14 protein-coding genes are annotated in these 16,251 nt (G+C 61.6%); 7 read left to right on the top strand and 7 right to left on the bottom strand.

The window, feature by feature from the left end:
• Nucleotides 1-29: 29 nt before the first annotated feature.
• The 7 genes from ACIQYU_RS11365 to ACIQYU_RS11335 all read left to right on the top strand — a co-directional run bounded on the left by ACIQYU_RS11365 (nucleotide 30) and on the right by ACIQYU_RS11335 (nucleotide 8,803).
• Nucleotides 30-611 carry a TetR/AcrR family transcriptional regulator gene (locus tag ACIQYU_RS11365; RefSeq protein ID WP_085588654.1) on the top strand — a complete coding sequence of 194 codons (582 nt, stop codon included), beginning with the start codon at nucleotides 30-32 and terminating at the stop codon, nucleotides 609-611.
• A gap of 269 nt (nucleotides 612-880) precedes the next feature.
• Nucleotides 881-2,407, top strand: a complete 1,527-nt coding sequence (locus ACIQYU_RS11360; protein WP_402799781.1) for a flavin-containing monooxygenase — start codon at nucleotides 881-883, stop codon at nucleotides 2,405-2,407.
• On the top strand, nucleotides 2,404-3,279 hold the full coding sequence (locus ACIQYU_RS11355) for an alpha/beta hydrolase (RefSeq protein WP_402799778.1): 876 nt from the start codon (nucleotides 2,404-2,406) through the stop codon (nucleotides 3,277-3,279). Before ACIQYU_RS11360 ends, ACIQYU_RS11355 begins: the two co-directional genes overlap by 4 nt.
• A gap of 218 nt (nucleotides 3,280-3,497) precedes the next feature.
• On the top strand, nucleotides 3,498-4,655 hold the full coding sequence (locus ACIQYU_RS11350; RefSeq protein ID WP_402799775.1) for an iron-containing alcohol dehydrogenase: 1,158 nt from the start codon (nucleotides 3,498-3,500) through the stop codon (nucleotides 4,653-4,655).
• A 12-nt stretch (nucleotides 4,656-4,667) separates the two neighbouring features.
• Nucleotides 4,668-5,999, top strand: coding sequence for an APC family permease (locus tag ACIQYU_RS11345; RefSeq protein ID WP_402800371.1), 1,332 nt, complete (start codon nucleotides 4,668-4,670; stop codon nucleotides 5,997-5,999).
• Nucleotides 6,000-6,078: 79 nt separating this feature from the next.
• Nucleotides 6,079-7,503 carry a gamma-aminobutyraldehyde dehydrogenase gene (locus tag ACIQYU_RS11340; protein ID WP_402799772.1) on the top strand — a complete coding sequence of 475 codons (1,425 nt, stop codon included), beginning with the start codon at nucleotides 6,079-6,081 and terminating at the stop codon, nucleotides 7,501-7,503.
• A gap of 46 nt (nucleotides 7,504-7,549) precedes the next feature.
• Entirely contained in the window at nucleotides 7,550-8,803 is a 1,254-nt protein-coding gene (locus tag ACIQYU_RS11335) for a diaminobutyrate--2-oxoglutarate transaminase (RefSeq protein WP_402799770.1), read from the top strand.
• A 277-nt stretch (nucleotides 8,804-9,080) separates the two neighbouring features.
• On the opposite strand, the gene ACIQYU_RS11330 is transcribed toward ACIQYU_RS11335, so the two are convergent.
• From ACIQYU_RS11330 to ACIQYU_RS11300, 7 genes are all read right to left on the bottom strand, one after another.
• Nucleotides 9,081-10,739, bottom strand: coding sequence for a cation acetate symporter (locus tag ACIQYU_RS11330; RefSeq protein WP_402799767.1), 1,659 nt, complete (start codon nucleotides 10,737-10,739; stop codon nucleotides 9,081-9,083).
• Nucleotides 10,736-11,059: a DUF485 domain-containing protein gene (locus tag ACIQYU_RS11325; RefSeq protein WP_085588637.1), complete on the bottom strand. Its 324-nt coding sequence runs from the start codon at nucleotides 11,057-11,059 to the stop codon at nucleotides 10,736-10,738. The genes ACIQYU_RS11330 and ACIQYU_RS11325 overlap by 4 nt, the downstream gene beginning before the upstream one ends.
• Nucleotides 11,060-11,115: 56 nt before the next feature.
• Nucleotides 11,116-12,768 (bottom strand): long-chain-fatty-acid--CoA ligase, encoded by a 1,653-nt coding sequence (locus ACIQYU_RS11320; protein ID WP_402799764.1) that lies wholly within the window; start codon nucleotides 12,766-12,768, stop codon nucleotides 11,116-11,118.
• Between the two features lie 84 nt (nucleotides 12,769-12,852).
• Nucleotides 12,853-13,620 carry an SDR family NAD(P)-dependent oxidoreductase gene (locus ACIQYU_RS11315; protein ID WP_402799761.1) on the bottom strand — a complete coding sequence of 256 codons (768 nt, stop codon included), beginning with the start codon at nucleotides 13,618-13,620 and terminating at the stop codon, nucleotides 12,853-12,855.
• Complete coding sequence (locus ACIQYU_RS11310; RefSeq protein ID WP_402799758.1) at nucleotides 13,620-14,792, bottom strand: acyl-CoA dehydrogenase family protein; 1,173 nt, start codon at nucleotides 14,790-14,792, stop codon at nucleotides 13,620-13,622. Before ACIQYU_RS11310 ends, ACIQYU_RS11315 begins: the two co-directional genes overlap by 1 nt.
• 46 nt (nucleotides 14,793-14,838) lie before the next feature.
• Complete coding sequence (locus tag ACIQYU_RS11305; RefSeq protein ID WP_402799756.1) at nucleotides 14,839-15,195, bottom strand: DUF6285 domain-containing protein; 357 nt, start codon at nucleotides 15,193-15,195, stop codon at nucleotides 14,839-14,841.
• On the bottom strand, nucleotides 15,192-16,250 hold the full coding sequence (locus tag ACIQYU_RS11300) for a phosphotransferase family protein (RefSeq protein ID WP_402799754.1): 1,059 nt from the start codon (nucleotides 16,248-16,250) through the stop codon (nucleotides 15,192-15,194). The genes ACIQYU_RS11305 and ACIQYU_RS11300 overlap by 4 nt, the downstream gene beginning before the upstream one ends.
• Nucleotide 16,251 lies beyond the last annotated feature (1 nt).

Genomic DNA, 16,251 nt, shown 5'->3' with positions numbered 1-16,251 from the left:
GCGACAACACCTTAAAGGGAGAACGCTCAATGGCTCGGATTGGCGCTGAAGAGCGCAGACAAGACTTTATCGAGGCCACCGTGAAGGTGATCGCGGAGCACGGCGTGGCTAATGCTACGACCCGGCGTATCGCAGCGGCAGCAGATTCTCCGCTGGCTTCGTTGCACTATGTCTTTCACACCAAGGACGAGCTGTTCTATGCCGTCTACGAATCGCTGATCAACATGCCGCAGCAATCGCTGCAGCATGTGCCGGCAGGTGCCACAGCAGCCGAATCGGTAAGCGAAATGCTGCGCCAACTGGTCAACTGGTTCACAGCCCACCCGGAAATGGCCACCACGCAGTTTGAATTGTTTTGCTGGAACCTGCGGAACAACCCTGAGATGGCGTCGAAAATTTACGCTGTGTCCATCGATGCGACCCAGCAGGCCATAGCCAAGGTCACCGACTCGACGCTGGACCACGCTGCGCTGACCACCATTAGCCGCTTGCTGATAAACCTCTTCGACGGCTTGATGCTCGCATGGTCCGCACACGGCGACCGTGCGCGCCTGGAAACAGAGACCGAGACGGCCTGCCAGGCAGTCAAGCTGCTGGTAGCAACTTACTGAGATGTCGTTCGGATTGCCGCGCTGAGCCGCGGCAATCCGCGCTCAGCAAGTGAGCCGGCCGCCGGCATATATCCCCTGCCCTCATCCTCATTGGCTAGACCGCTGAAGCCAGCCAGATCACTGATCGGCGCATGAAGAAGGTGCAAATCATCCCAAAACATTAGCTAGCCGGTGCATTTTGCACCTTGCTCCACTCGACTTGTCGCCCTATTCTGGTCAAATGATCAAGTCACTAGATCAGTCTCTATAACACTAAAATAGGAGGCGATATGTCCTCACACACTGCTCTTCCGGTTGAGCCGCTGGACATTCTGATCATGGGAGCCGGTGTGTCTGGCATCGGCGCGGCGGCCTACTTGCGGCGTCACCAACCGAACAAGACCTTTGCGATTCTTGAGTCGCGCGAACGCATGGGTGGGACCTGGGATCTCTTTCGATATCCTGGCATTCGCTCTGACTCGGATCTCTACACCTTCGGTTTCGACTTCAAACCTTGGACCAAGGCCAAGTCTCTGGCGGACGCCGCGGATATTCTCGAGTACCTGCGCGAAGCCATCGACGAGTATGAGCTGGGCCCGTTCATCCAGTACCAGCAGAAAGTCGTCTCGGCCGACTGGCAAAGCGACAGGGGCCTATGGACGGTGCGTATCGAAGACGGCCAGGCCGCTCAAATCCGCACGATCGAATGCCGCTGGCTTTTTAGCGCAGGTGGCTACTATCGCTATGACCAGGGTTTCACCCCTCGCTTCGAGGGAACTGAGCAGTTCAAGGGTCAAATTATCCATCCGCAACACTGGCCAGAAAATCTGGACTACACCGGCAAACGCGTAGTCGTCATCGGCAGTGGCGCAACCGCAGTGACCCTGATCCCAGCAATGGCTGACAAAGTCACAAGCATCACCATGCTGCAGCGCACGCCCTCCTACATCATCAATCAGCCCGCCAGTGATAGCGTGGCAGCATTTCTGCGCAAACTCCTGCCAGAACAGACTGCATATAACCTCACGCGCTACAAGAACGCCAAGATCACCCTGGCCTTCTGGGGCTTCTGCCAGCGCTTCCCTAAACTTTCGAAAAAACTGCTGCTCTGGCTGACGCGCAAGGAATTGCCGAAAGACTACCCGGTCGACGTGCACTTCAACCCGCCCTACAACCCATGGGATCAGCGTCTGTGCTCGGTGCCCGAGGGCGACTTGTTCAAAGCCATCAGCGCTGGCAAAGCAGATATCGTCACCGATCATATCGCGCGGTTCACCGAGTCCGGCGTATTGCTCAAATCGGGCAAGACGCTGGAGGCCGACATCATCGTCACGGCGACCGGGCTGAATGTACAGCTCTTCGGCGGCATCACCCTGCACAAGGATGGCACACCGGTGGTGCTCAGCGAGACCCTCGCCTACAAGGGCATGATGCTCTCCGGCGTGCCCAATTTCGCTTTCGCGGTCGGTTACACCAACTCTTCCTGGACCTTGAAAGTCTGCCTGTTGTGCGACCACTTCTGTCGCTTGCTTGGCTTCATGGCAAATGAGGGCTACAACGTCTGCGAGCCAAAAGCGCCAGCCGGAATCAAGACCCGACCGTTGCTGGACTTCGGTGCCGGCTATGTGCAGCGCGCACTGGACAGCATGCCACGGCAAGGGCCTTGCGAGCCGTGGGTGATGTCGATGGACTACTTCCGCGATGTCAAGTTGCTACGCCGCGGCAAGGTGGCGGACAAGTGCCTCTCCTTCAGTACAGTGCCCAACGAGCCTTTGCGCGCCAGCGTCAAGCTGCAACAGCAAGGTAGCCGTAGATGAGCCGCGATCACTTCTACGAGTTGCAGGGTAAAGGCAAGCTCTGCTATCGCAGCTACGGCCATGAGGCTGCCCCGGCAGTTCTGCTCATCGTCGGTCTTGGTCTGCAACTGACTTACTGGCCGCAAGAGCTCATTGCAGGCCTGGTCGAGCAGGGATTGCGCGTTATCATTTTTGACAATCGTGATTCGGGCAGGTCGTTCTTCACCGACGTAACGCCGCCCACACCCCTGCAGCAGTTCCTGCGCACGCGCACTGCCGGCTATGACCTGGGTGACATGGCCAACGATGTGATTGGGCTAATGAACGGCTTGAAACTGGAAACGGCCCATGTGGTAGGGATGTCGATGGGCGGCATGATCGCCCAAACCCTCGCCGCGCGCTATCCGGAACGAGTACGGACGCTCACTTCGATATTCTCGACTACCGGTTCACTGCGCGTAGGCCAGCCGGCGTGGCAGACAATTCGGCAGCTGCTACGCCGCCCGCCGCGCAGTGAGCAGGAAAGCATTCGCGACTACCTGGACATCATGCGCTTGATCGGCTCGACCCTCGAGTGGAATGAGCGCGCCTTTCATGACTATGCCCTGCTGGCTTGGGAGCGAGGGGGTGGCGAGGCCAGCAACATCGGCACTGCCAGGCAGATCGGCGCGATCATCAATTCAGGCGATCGGACTCAGGAACTGCAGCGGATACGGTGCCGGACCTTGGTCATCCATGGCGATAAAGACCTCATGGTCGCCACTAGCGGCGGGTACGCCACGGCGACAGCAATCCGTGGCTCCAGCCTAGTGCTGCTGCCCGGCATGGGGCACGACCTTCCGCGTTGCCTCTCCAGCACACTGGTGTCCCTGCTGACAGGTCACATGCGGTAGTGCAATCAACCTTTTAGGGGCGTGCAGCTTGGCCGCCCCTCTTTTTTTCACGAGGGAGGCCTTTTACCAGCCGCTTCAGCAGAACCCAAAACAACAACATGCTGGCTTGCACGATACGCCAGGCCACACATCACACGCTTGAGCTGTTATCCACGGCCTCACGCGAGTGCTCCTCTACTGCCCTTTCAACAATGACAACAATTGAGCAAGAGGTACGTATGGAATTCAAGTTTTTACTCCCCTGCAAAGTCGTGGTGGAACCCGGTCTGCGCGAACGCACCGGTGAGCACTTGCGCGCACTCGGCCTGGCTCGCGTGCTCATCGTAACCGATCCTGGAGTCAAGGCGGCGGGCTTGCTGGATAGCGTCTACGCCAGCTTGGACACCGCAGATATCGCCTTCGAGGAAGTGTCGGACATCAAGGCCAATCCGCGCAGCGAAGACATCAACCAGATCGCGCAGCAGTATCGTGGGCAAGGCATCGATGGCTTGCTGGCCGTCGGCGGTGGCAGCGCAATGGATGCGGCCAAGGCCATCAGCGTGCTGCTCACCCATGAGGGCCGGATCGAGGACTACGAAGGGTCGTTCATGCTCACCCGTGCCATCCCCCCTATCATCGCCATTCCGACCACCGCGGGCACCGGCAGCGAAGTGACCTGTTTCTCAGTGATAACCGATACCGCCCGCCATTACAAAATGAGCGTCCATGATTATCGGGTCGGGCCAGTACTGGCACTGCTCGACTCCAACATCCTCGACACGCTGCCCGCGTCGATTGCCGCCGCTACCGGTATGGATGCGCTCACCCACGCCATCGAAGCCTACACCTGCCGCGTGTCGAACCCGATCAGCGACGGCTTGGCGCTGCATGCGATCCGCCTGATCAGCCAATACCTGAGGGCTGCGGTGCTGGAACCGGACAATCTGCATGCCCGCGAGCAGATGCTGGTGGCCAGCCTCATTGCCGGTATGGCCTTCGGTAACGCGGATGTTGCCAGTGTGCATTGCATCTCCGAAGCCATCGGCGGCATGTATGACACACCGCACGGTGTAGGTAACGCGATCTTCCTGCCGTTCGTGTTCGGCCACAACCGCGATGCAGACATCACACGCCACGCCCAAGTTGCCTATGCACTGGGAATTGATTCCAACCTCTCGCCAGTCGATGCCGCACAAGCTGCGGTCGGTTACCTGTTCCAGATGAGCAAGGACTTGGGCATCCCCCGCTTTGCGGAAGTGAAAGGCGTACGCGAGGAAGACTTCCAGGCCATCGCTGAAAAGTCGAAGAAGAACTTTTCCGACGGCAGCAATGCCAAGCAGATGACCGTGGAGACCTACCGCGAAATCGTCACCACTGCGTATCACTTCGTAGCGTGAGGGATGTCAGTCATGAGCCAATCAACCTCTGGCGCTTCGTTGAAGCGCACCTTGGGTCCGTTTTCAGTGCTTTTGTTCGGCTTGGCGTTCCTCGCGCCGTTGATCGTGTTCGGCACATACGGCGTGATCACTCAGGCCAGCGGTAACACCACGGCGATGGCCTATCTGATCGCCGCAACCGGCGTGGTGTTCACGGCGCTGAGCTACGGCAGACTGGTCAAGGTGTTCCCGGTGGCCGGTTCGGCCTACACCTATACCCGCAAGATGCTGAGCGCGAACCTAGGATTCATGGTGGGCTGGGCCGCCCTGCTCGATTACTTCTTCATTCCGATGCTGATCTGGCTACTCGGCGCCAGCTACCTCAGCATGGCCTTTCCAGACGTGCCGCAGTGGGTATGGATTACCGGTTTCATCGTTTCCACCTCACTACTGAATGTACTGGGTATCCAGGTCGCCAACCGCTTCAACGTGCTGTTGATGATCGCGCAACTGGCCATCATCGTCGTGTTCATTGGCCTGTGCGTGCACTACATCGTGGCGGCCAACGGCCCTGGTGGACTACTGTCTGCCGAGCCGTTCTTCAACCAGGATGTACCGTTCGCTACCAGCATGGCCGGCGCAGCCATCGCCGCTTACTCGTTCCTGGGCTTTGACGCGCTATCCACCCTCAGCGAGGAAACCCGCGACCCGGGTCGCACGCTGCCGCGCGCCATTCTGCTGGTTGCGTTGATCGGCGGTTCGGTCTACGTCAGCTCTTCGTACTTCATGTACCTGGCGCACCCCTCCCCCACGTTCGAGCTTGTGGATGGGGCTGCTTTCGAGATCGCTCGCATGATCGGCGGTGATCTGTTCTTCGCCGTGGTATTGGCGGGGATCATCATCGCCCACTTCGCCGCGGGCATGTCGTTCCAAGCCAGCGTGGGCCGCCTGCTCTACGCCTTGGGCCGAGACAACCAGCTGCCGCGCAAGCTGTTCGGTGCCCTGCACCCGCGCTACAAGACCCCCGCCTTCAACATCTTGCTGTGCGGCATTTTCGGCACTGCGGGTTTTGGCTTGACGATCGCCACCGCGACGTCCCTGGTCAATTTCGGCGCGTTTCTGGCTTTCACCGCAGTCAACCTGTGCGCGTTGCGGCTCACCTTCGATGCACGGGTCAGGGACGGGGCTGGCCTTCTGCGTGGAGTGTTTTTCCCTCTCATCGGCCTAGTGACCGCGGCCTGGATGCTAGCCAGCCTGGACAATGACGCGCTGATCATGGGCTGTAGCTGGCTCGCCCTCGGCGCGCTTTACCTTGCCTGCCGGACCAGCTTTTTCCGCACCCCGGTGCCTGACGCTCTGACATAGCACCCGGTTTCCTTCGAATGCTCTGACAACAACCACAAAGGCAAGGCTTTGGTCTTGCCATTCAATGGGGACAATCGACATGCAATCAAAACTTCTGATCAATGGTGCGCTGGTGGCCGGCGAAGGCGAAGCGCTCGCCGTATACAACCCATCCCTGGGCAGCGTCCTGGTGCAGACTACCGAGGCCAGCCGCCTCCAGGTCCATGCCGCAGTACAGAGCGCGGATGCGGCCTTCGAGACCTGGTCGCAAACACCGCCCAAAGACCGCGCAGCACTGCTGCTCAAGCTCGCTGACAGCATCGATGCCCAGGCCCCGGTGTTCGCCCGCCTGGAAGCGGACAACTGCGGCAAGCCGTTCAGCGCCGTGCTGCAGGACGAACTGCCCGCCGTATCAGATGTGTTCCGTTTCTTCGCCGGTGCCGTGCGCTGCCTGCAAGGCTCGGCGGCGGGGGAATACATCCCGGGCCACACCTCGATGATCCGCCGCGACCCGGTGGGCGTGGTCGCTTCCATCGCGCCGTGGAACTACCCGCTGCTGATGGCCGCGTGGAAGCTCGGCCCGGCATTGGCCGGCGGCAACACCGTCGTGCTGAAGCCGTCGGAGCACACGCCGATGAGTACCTTGAAACTGGGCGAATTGCTCGCCGAGATCTTCCCTGCCGGTGTAGTCAACATCGTCCACGGCCGCGGTGCCTCGGTGGGTGAGCCGCTGACCAGCCATGCCCAAGTGCGCATGGTGTCGCTGACCGGCTCCGTGCGCACCGGCAGCCGGATCATCGAAGGCACCGCCGATAGTGTCAAACGCATGCACATGGAGCTCGGCGGCAAGGCCCCGGTGCTGATCTTCGATGATGCCGACATCGACGCCGCCGTCGAAGGCATCCGCGCCTTCGGCTTCTACAACGCCGGCCAGGATTGCACCGCTGCCTGTCGTCTCTATGTGCAGAAGTCGGTCTACCCGGAGTTCGTGCGCAAGCTTGGCGAAGCTGTCTCCAGCATCAAATGCGGGCTGCAGGATGACCCGACGACCGAGATGGGGCCGCTGATCACCAAGGAGCACCTGGAGCGCGTCGAGGGCTTCGTGAACCGTGCCAAGGAGCTACCTCATATCGAGGTGGTTACCGGCGGCAAGCGCGCCGCAGGGGATGGATTCTTCTTCGAGCCTACAGTCCTCGCGGGCGCTACGCAGGAAGATGAGGTGGTATGCCGTGAGATCTTCGGTCCGGTAGTGACGGTGTCGTCGTTCGACGACGAAGCCCAGGTACTGGCATGGGCCAACGACTCGGACTACGGCCTGGCCTCGTCGGTGTGGACCGCCGATGTGGGGCGCGCCCATCGCCTGGCGGCCCGCTTGCAGTACGGCTGCACTTGGGTCAACACCCACTTCATGCTGGTGAGCGAGATGCCCCACGGCGGTGTGAAGCTTTCCGGCTACGGCAAGGACCTGTCGATGTACGGGTTGGAAGACTACACCGTGGTGCGGCACGTGATGTTCAAGCACTGACCTTTCCGCAAACCAGGTTACCCACATCATTTTTATGAGGTTATGCATGAACAACATCGAAACGTTCGAGAGGCTCGAGTCTAACGTGCGGATGTACTGCCGTGACTTGCCGCTGGTGTTCGATACTGCCCAAGGCAGCAAGATCCGCGGTGAAGATGGCCGCGAATACCTGGATTTCTTCGCCGGCGCCGGCGCCCTGAACTACGGCCACAATGACCCGCGCATGCGCGATGCCCTGATCGGGTACCTGTCGTCCAACGGCGTGGCCCATGCCCTCGACTTGCACACCACCACTAAGCGCCAGTTCCTGGAAGCGCTCGAGCGGGACCTGTTCAAACCACACGGCTGGGATTACAAGGTCCAGTTCACTGGCCCGACCGGTGCCGACGCCGTCGAGGCGGCGTTGAAGCTGGCGCGCAAGGCAACCGGGCGCACCAAAATCGTATCGTTCTATGGGGCTTACCACGGCATGACGGCCGGCGCCCTCGCCGTCACCGGCAACCGCACCCGTCGCGGCCCGGGGCTTTGCACCGACGTGGTGTTCGTGCCGTACGAAAACAGTCCCTACGGCGAATTCGACAGCATTGGCTTCCTCGAGCGCCTGGCCGACGACCAAGGTAGTGGCTCGGAACTTCCCGCAGCAGTGATCGTCGAGTCGGTGCAGATTCAGGCAGGTGTCTACCCGGCGTCCAATGGCTGGCTGCAGCGATTGCGCAAGTGGACAAGCGATCACGGCGTGCTGCTTATCTGCGACGAGATCCAGGCCGGCTGTGGCCGAACTGGCGACTTCTTCGGCTTCGAGCGCTGCGGGATCGTACCGGACCTGATCACCTGCGCGAAATCGATCGGTGGCTTTGGTCTGCCGATGGCGATCGTGTTGATTCGTGCCGGGCTCGATGTCTGGCAACCCGGCGATCACATCGGCACGTTCCGAGGCAACCAGCTGGCATTTCTTACGGCACAGATTGCACTCAGCTACTGGCACGACGAGCAGTTCCTGAAACTGCTGGCTGTCAATTGCGCGGCCATGGAGCGTGCGGTTGCCGGTTTCGCAGAGCTTCCAGGCGTCGCGTCGGCGCGCTGTCGCGGCATGATCGCCGGCATCGACTTTGGCCGCGGCAACGTCGCGGTCGCCAAAGATGCCCAGCAGCGAACGCTGCAAGCGGGTGTGCTGGTCGACCGCTGCGGTCCGAATGGTGAAATCATCAAGCTGATGCCACCGATCAATACCCCAACTGACCAGCTCGAAGAAGGCCTGAGGGCCTTCGGTGAATCGGTCGCCGCAGCGCTGAACCAGTAACCGCAGAGAACTGCCCTGCGCCCCGTATCGATACCCGTGCGGGGCTACATAGGCCCGAACCGCTGGAGGATCATATGCGCCGATTGAGTGTGTTACTGGCCGTGTTGACGCTGGCAATTTTCCTGAGTGTACTGCTTGCCCCAAGACCACCTCTCGTCAATCGCGGGACGGCGCAGCGCATGGGGCATCCCGTCACCGGCATCGGAGACATCTTCAGAGGTTATTAGGAAAGTGTCGGGCGGCCGTTGGCACTCATCCGCTAACGGCCGCTGGCAACTCAGTGATCGATTGCACCGCTGGCGCCGAGTCCCGTCTGGCCCCGTACGAACTGATCGGCGAACGCCGCCCGTTCCAACCTGGCCCGGGCAGTCCGGTCCAGTCGGGAAACGGCATACGCGACCAGAAACGCCAACGGCATGGAGAACAGCGCAGGCTGTGTGTAAGGGAACAACGGCTCGGCGAAGTGCAACACATCCACCCATACCAGCTTGGAAAACATAACAAACCCCATCGCACTGAGCAGACCTGAGTAGCCACCAGCCAACGCGCCACGGGTGGTCAGCCCCGACCAGAACATCGACAGGAACAGTACCGGGAAGTTGGCCGAAGCCGCGATGCCAAAGGCCAGCGCGACCATGAAGGCCACGTTGACGTTTTCGAACACGATACCCAGGGCTATCGCTATCAGGCCAAGGCTCAGTGTGGCCAGCTTGGTTACCCGCAGCTCCTGCGCCTCGGTCGCTCCGCCTTTCATGATCACCCGCGCATACAGGTCATGGGCGATGGCGGATGCCCCGGCAAGGGCCAAACCCGAAACCACGGCCAGAATGGTGGCGAAGGTGACCGCCGACAAGAACCCCAGTAACAGGTTGCCGCCAACGGCCTGCGCCAGGTGCATGACCACCATGTTGCCCCCGCCCAGCAGCTTGCCACCCAGCTCCCCACCCTCGAAGAATTGCGGCTGCTGGCTGACGATAACGATCGACGCCAGGCCCAGCAGGAAGATGACGTTGAAGAAATAGCCAATGAACCCGGTGGCGTAGAGCACCGACTTGCGCGCCTCCCGTGCATCGCTGACAGTGAAGAAGCGCATGAGGATATGCGGCAGCCCGGCGGTGCCGAAAACCAGCCCCAGGCTCAGCGACAGCGCAGTCAACGGATCGGCCAGCAGGCTGCCAGGTGCCAGCAGGCGTTGGCCCAGGGCATGCGTGTTCATGGCCTTGCTGACCAGCATGTCATAACTGAAGTCGAACTCGCGCATCGCCAGGTACAGTACCAGCGAGCCGCCGACCAGCAGCAGGAATGCCTTGATGATCTGCACCCAGGTAGTCGCCACCATGCCGCCAAAGGTGACATACAGCATCATCAACACGCCGACGATCACCAAGGCGATGTGGTAGTCCAGGCCAAACAGCAGTCTGATCAACTGCCCGGCTCCCACCATTTGCGCCACTAGATAGAAGCACACCACCGTCAGCGAGCCGATAGCGGCCATGGTGCGCACCTTGCCTTGATCGAGGCGGTAGGAAGTGATGTCAGCGAAGGTGAAGCGGCCCAGATTGCGTAGCCGCTCAGTCATCAACAGCAGCAACACCGGCCAGCCGGCGAAAAAGGCAATGAGGTAGATGTAGCCATCCATGCCGGAGGTGTAGATGAGCGCGGTGATCCCCAGCAGCGTCGAGGCGGACATATAGTCCCCGGCCAGCGCCAAACCATTCTGCCAGCCCAGGATACCGCCACCGGCGCTGTAGAAATCCGCCGTCGAGCGGGTGCGCCGCGCCGCCCACCAAGTGATGCACAAGGTGAACAGCACGAACACCATGAACATGCCGATGGCATGCAAGTTCAATGGCTGACGCTGGCCGGCATCTAGCGCGGGGGTCGCCAACGACAGGCCAGAGTGCAGCAACAGGGCCAAAGGCAATAGTTTCTTCATGCGCCCTGCTCCTCGTCCAGCCCGGCGACCAGCGCCTGCGTCAGGCGATCGAACTCGCCATTGGCGCGGTACACGTAGAACGCCGACAGCGCACCGAAGAACACGAACAGGAAGGCGCCGGCTGCGACGCCGACGGTCATGTTCGACCCCTCGACCAGCCGCCTGGCAATCAACTCGGGCCAGAACGATACCAATGCCATGTAGCCATAGAACGTGGCCAGAACCAGCAGGAAAAGGCTCAGGGTAAAACGGTTCCTGCGTGCCACCAGTTGCTGGAAGCGGGCACTGGCGCGAACACGCGCGTATAACGGGCTGGACATGAGACACCTCGGTCAATGTACTTGTTGTTATGGGGAGCACGGGTGCTGCAACTCGATCAGTGTTCGGCGTTGGCGGTCTTTACCTCCTGTTGCCGTGCCCACTCGCGCAAAATGAACTTCTGGATCTTGCCGGTTGCGGTTTTCGGCAACTCCGTGAGTGACACATGCCGCGGCGCCTTGAAGTGCGCCAGACGCTCACGGCACCAACGGATCAAGTCATCTTCCGTAACCATTGCTTGCGCATCGACGCGCAAAGTCACGAAAGCGTGGGGCGTTTCCCCCCAGCGTGAATCCGGGCGCGCCACCACTGCGGCCTCGACCACTTCCGGGTGCTGGTAGAGCACCTCCTCGATTTCCAGTGAGCTGATGTTTTCGCCGCCAGAAATGATGATGTCCTTGGCCCGGTCCTTGATTTCGACGTAGCCGTCCGGGTGCAGCACGGCTAGGTCGCCGGTGTGCAGCCAGCCGTTGGCCAGCGCGGCACGGGTGGCCTCGGGGTTGTGCAGGTAGCCTTTCATCACGGTATTGCCTCGCACCACCAGTTCGCCAAGCGTACGGCCGTCGGCGGGAACCGCACGGCCAGTGTCGGTATCCAGCACCGTGGCCTCCTCGAGCATCGGATGGGCGACCCCCTGGCGGCTCATGAACTGGGCCCGGGCCTCCAGCGGCAACTCATCGACCCCCGGCTGCCACAGGCACAGCGTGCTGGGACCGTAGCTTTCGGTCATGCCGTAGGCATGCGTGATGCTGAAGCCGCGCGCCTCCATCGCGGCGATGACCGCGCTGGGCGGCGCAGCACCGCCGGTGATCACCGACACTGGCGCGGGAGGGGGGCTGGCATGCTCAGCGTGGATCAGCATCGACATCACCACCGGCGCGGCGCTCAGGTGGGTCACGGCATGCTCGGCGATGGCGGCATGGATCGCTTCAGGCTGGACCTTGCGCAGACATACGTGCGTTCCACCAGAGAGCGTCACCGCCCAGGTATGACTCCAGCCGTTGCAATGGAACATTGGCAAGGTCCACAGGTAGACGCTACGTGGCCCCAGTTGGAAGATCAGCGACCCGGCGCAGGCGTTGAGATAGGCACCGCGGTGATGCAGGACCACGCCCTTGGGGTCACCCGTGGTACCGGAGGTGTAGTTGATGGCGATCGACTGCCATTCGTTCTGCGGCGCACTCAGCGGGCGGCCGGGATCGCCCTGGGCCAGAAACGCTTCGTAGTCCAGATCATGCGCCAGGTCGGCGCACTCGGCGTGTTCATCGTCGATGCCCACCAACAACGGCGGAGTCTCGAGCATGGCCAGTGCCTGGCGGGCCACGGCACCGAACTCACGGTCGCAGATCAACACCTTGGCCGCGCAGTGCCGCAAGATGAAGGCGATGCTGCGCGCCTCGAGCCGAATGTTGATGCACACCAGCACCGCACCGGCACCGGGCACGCCATAGTGTGCTTCGAGCATTTCCGGGATGTTCGGGGCCAGTATCGCCACCCGTTCGCCCGGTTGCACACCGACCCGCTCCAGGGCACTGGCTAGAGCACGGCTGCGCTCGTGCAACTGACGATAGTTGTAGCGCCGCGTACCATAGACCACCGCATCTCGCTGCGGATATACCTGCGCGGCGCGCTTGAGAAACGACAGCGGCGACAGCGGCACATGGTTGGCGTCGTTGGGAGCAAGCTCGTGTTCGAGGGTTGGAACCATCATGGCAGGCACCTCATCGACACATTGCTCAGGCATTGCACGCACATACATACCTCCTGTTTCTTGTTGTTTTTATGTCAAGACGCGTTACAGGCTGCTGCACAAATGGCCACCGTCGACCACGATCTCAGTGCCGCTCATGGCCCGCCCGGCATCGCTGGCAAGCAGCAGCAGGGCGCCGTCCAGGTCGGCCGGCACGCTGAAGCGGCGAGTCGGGATTCGTGAGCGCAGCTTGTCCCCCGCCTCGCTGGCCAGAAAGGCCTCGTTCAGGTCGGTCATCACGTAGCCGGGCGCCAGGGCATTCACCCGAATGCCATGGCGCGCCAGTTCCAGCGCCATGGCCCGGGTCAGGTGAGCCAGGCCGGCCTTGGCCGCCAGATAAGGGCTCACGGCGCCGGCGACACGGCTCGCGAGGATAGAGGTGACGTTAATCACGCTGCCGCCCTTCCCTGCGGCGACCATCCGCCGGGCGCTTTCCTGAGCCACGGCCCAAGCGCCTTTGAGATTGGTGTCGAGCACACGGTCCCAGTCTAGGTCGTCGCAGGCCAGCAAAGGTTGGCTGTCGCTCACCCCAGCATTGTTGACCAGGACATCCAGTGGGCCGACGGCATCGAGTACCCGGCAGATGTCCTCACGGCTGGTCACATCGAGGGCAAAGGCTTGCGCCCGCCCTCCCGCCATTTCGATGTCTTCTACCAGCGCATCCAGCGGCGTCTGGCGCCTGGCGGTCACCACCACCTCGGCGCCTGCAGCGGCCAGGGTCATGGCGAAGTGGCGGCCCAGGCCGCTGGAGGCACCGGTCACCAGGGCACGGCGCCCATCGAGGGCGAACAGTCGGGTCAGGTCCGGTTGCATCAGCGGGCCTCCAATCGCTGGTCCAGAAGCTTCTTCGCCAGGCTCATGCGGTGCACTTCGCTCGGGCCGTCGTAGATACGGAACGGGCGAATATCGCGGAAGATCCGCTCCACAACGGTATCTCCAGTCACCCCACGCCCGCCCAGGACCTGGACACAGCGATCAACCACCCGCCACAGCGCCTCGGCACTAATCACCTTTGCCATGCTCGAATCGACATTGGCGCGATGGCCCTGGTCGAGCACCCAGGCACAGTGCCAGACCGCCAGGCGCACAATGTGCAAGTCCATCATGTTGTCGGCCAGCATGAAGCCTACGCCCTGGTGCTCGCCCAGCGGCTTGCCGAAGGCATCGCGGGTGCGCGCATAGTCGCAGGCGATGTCGTGAGCGCGGCGCGCGGCGCCGAGCCAGCGCATGCAGTGGGTCAAGCGCGCGGGTGCCAGGCGCACCTGGGCATAACGGAATCCCTTGCCGATCTCACCGAGCACATCGCTCGCCGGAACGCGCAGATCGTCGAAACGCAACTGCCCGTGGCCGCCGGTAAAACAGCTGTCAAGCGAGTCCAGTTGGCGCTCGTGGATGATGCCATCGCGCTTCATGTCGGTCAGGAACATGGTCGCTGTACCGTCCTCCATGCGCGCCATGATGATGCCAAAGTCTGCGCCTTCGGCCCCGGTGATCAGCCATTTGCGGCCATTAATCAGGTAGTCGTCGCCATCGCGGGTGGCGGTAGTGCGCAGCATTGACGGGTCCGAGCCGGAGCCCGGTGCAGGCTCCGTCATGGCGAAGCATGAACGAGTAAGGCCTTGAACCAGCGGGCGCAACCAGCGGTCCTTCTGCGCCTCGGTGGCGACCACGTCCATCAGGTGGATATTACCTTCGTCCGGCGCATGAATATTCAGCGCCACCGGGCCCAGCGGCGAATAGCCAGCTTCTTCGAAGACGATCGCCTTGGCCACATGGCTCAGTTCCAGGCCACCCATTTCACGGCTCGCATGGGGCGTCAGCAAGCCAGCGCTGCGGGCGCGGGCCACCAGCTCCTGGCGCAACGCGTCGCTGGGGCCGTGGCTGTTCTGGCGTGGGTCGTTCTCCAACGGGATTACCTGTTTGGCAATGAAGTCCCGGGTCTTGGCCTGCAAGTCGAGCAATTCGGTTGGGAGGGTGAAATTCATGACTGTCCTTCTTTGTTCTTGTCTGTCGTGGGATGGCTGACGCCGCTCAGGGCAAAGCCTTGGGGTTGCTGATAGCCAATCGAGCGAGAGTGACCTGGCGCAATGCTTCGACCAGGATGCGGCGGCTTTGCGGGGCGTCATGGCTGCCTTGGCGAATAGCGCTGGCCAGTTGGCGACGCATCTTGGGCAATGTCGACGGCGCTTCTTCGACCAAGGCGGCCAGCTGCGCCTGCTCTTGATCCTCGGCCTGAGTTCCCTGGCGGCTTTCGCGAGCTGCGATGGTCATGGCATTGGCGATCATCAGCGCCGGGTAACGCAGCTCACCGGGCAGCGCTGGCAGCAGCTGTTCCAGAAGCGTCGCGCGGGCGATCTCGAGCAGCTCATGGGCATTGGGCTGGGTCATGGCGCTTCGGCTCCGGTCATGTGCAGGATGTCGAGTTCAAGCTCCGGCAACAGGCGTGCTGTCAGTGCCAGTTCGAGGGAAGGTTCTTCACCGGACAGGTGACGCTGCCCTTGCTGCAGTGCAATCACCGCCCAGCGTAAAGTGGCCATGACCTGCCAGTAATGGAGCTGGCTGCGCTCGATACACAGCGAAGACACCTCTTGGTAGCCACGCAGGAAGTCCTCCAACTTCCCGATGCCACCGGCCTCCAGGTCTGGGCGAGTGAAACGCCAGCAGGGGGCAGTGAACCAGCCGAGATCCTCGTGAAGGTCGCCCCAGCCGGTGAACTCCCAGTCGAGCACGGCTTCCAGCCCCTGCTCGCTGGCCAGATAGTTGCCGGTACGGTAGTCACGGTGCAGCAGGCATAGGGTGCTGTTGCGCGGCGCGTGCAACTCGCACCAGCGCAGGCCCCACTCCAGCACCGGATAGGCGTCGGCGAGGGTGTCCAAATATCGACGGTAGGCGTTGATGGTCGCCAAGGCAGGCGGCCTTTGCGGAATGGATAAGAAATCCAGCGCGGCGCACGGCGGGCGGATCTGATGCAGACGCGCCAGATTGGCACCCAGCTGTTCAGCCAGAGGTGCGTTACCCTGGGTTCCTGCCCCTGCGCTGAGTAACCGCCCGGCGGCGACACCCGGCACATACTCCATCAGGAAAAAAGACCGCCCAAGAACGGTGATATCGCCACACAGCCACAGCGGGCGCGGCACCTTCACACCGGCCTGATAAGCCACCTGCAATACGGCGAACTCTTGTTCCCGGTCTAAGCTGGCGGGCAGCGCGGAAATCGCATCACTACGCAGCACCCAACGACGGTCGCCGGCCCAAACGCCGCCTTCTATCAGCAAGTCCAGCAACCAGTTTTCCTGAATGGCGCCGCCGCTCAGGCGCTTACGCGTTCGGATGACTACCCGCGCTGCCGAGGCCTGCTTACGGATGAATTCAACCAGGTGTTGATCGTCAGTCGTGGCCACGAACGTATCGCTGGCCTGAGAAATAGTTGGAGAACTGCTCATG

This window comes from Pseudomonas sp. NPDC096925, from assembly GCF_044762545.1.
Classification (GTDB): Bacteria; Pseudomonadota; Gammaproteobacteria; order Pseudomonadales; family Pseudomonadaceae; genus Aquipseudomonas.
The sequence above is the reverse complement of the archived record's forward strand: the minus strand, read 5'-3'. Positions and strand labels throughout refer to the sequence as shown.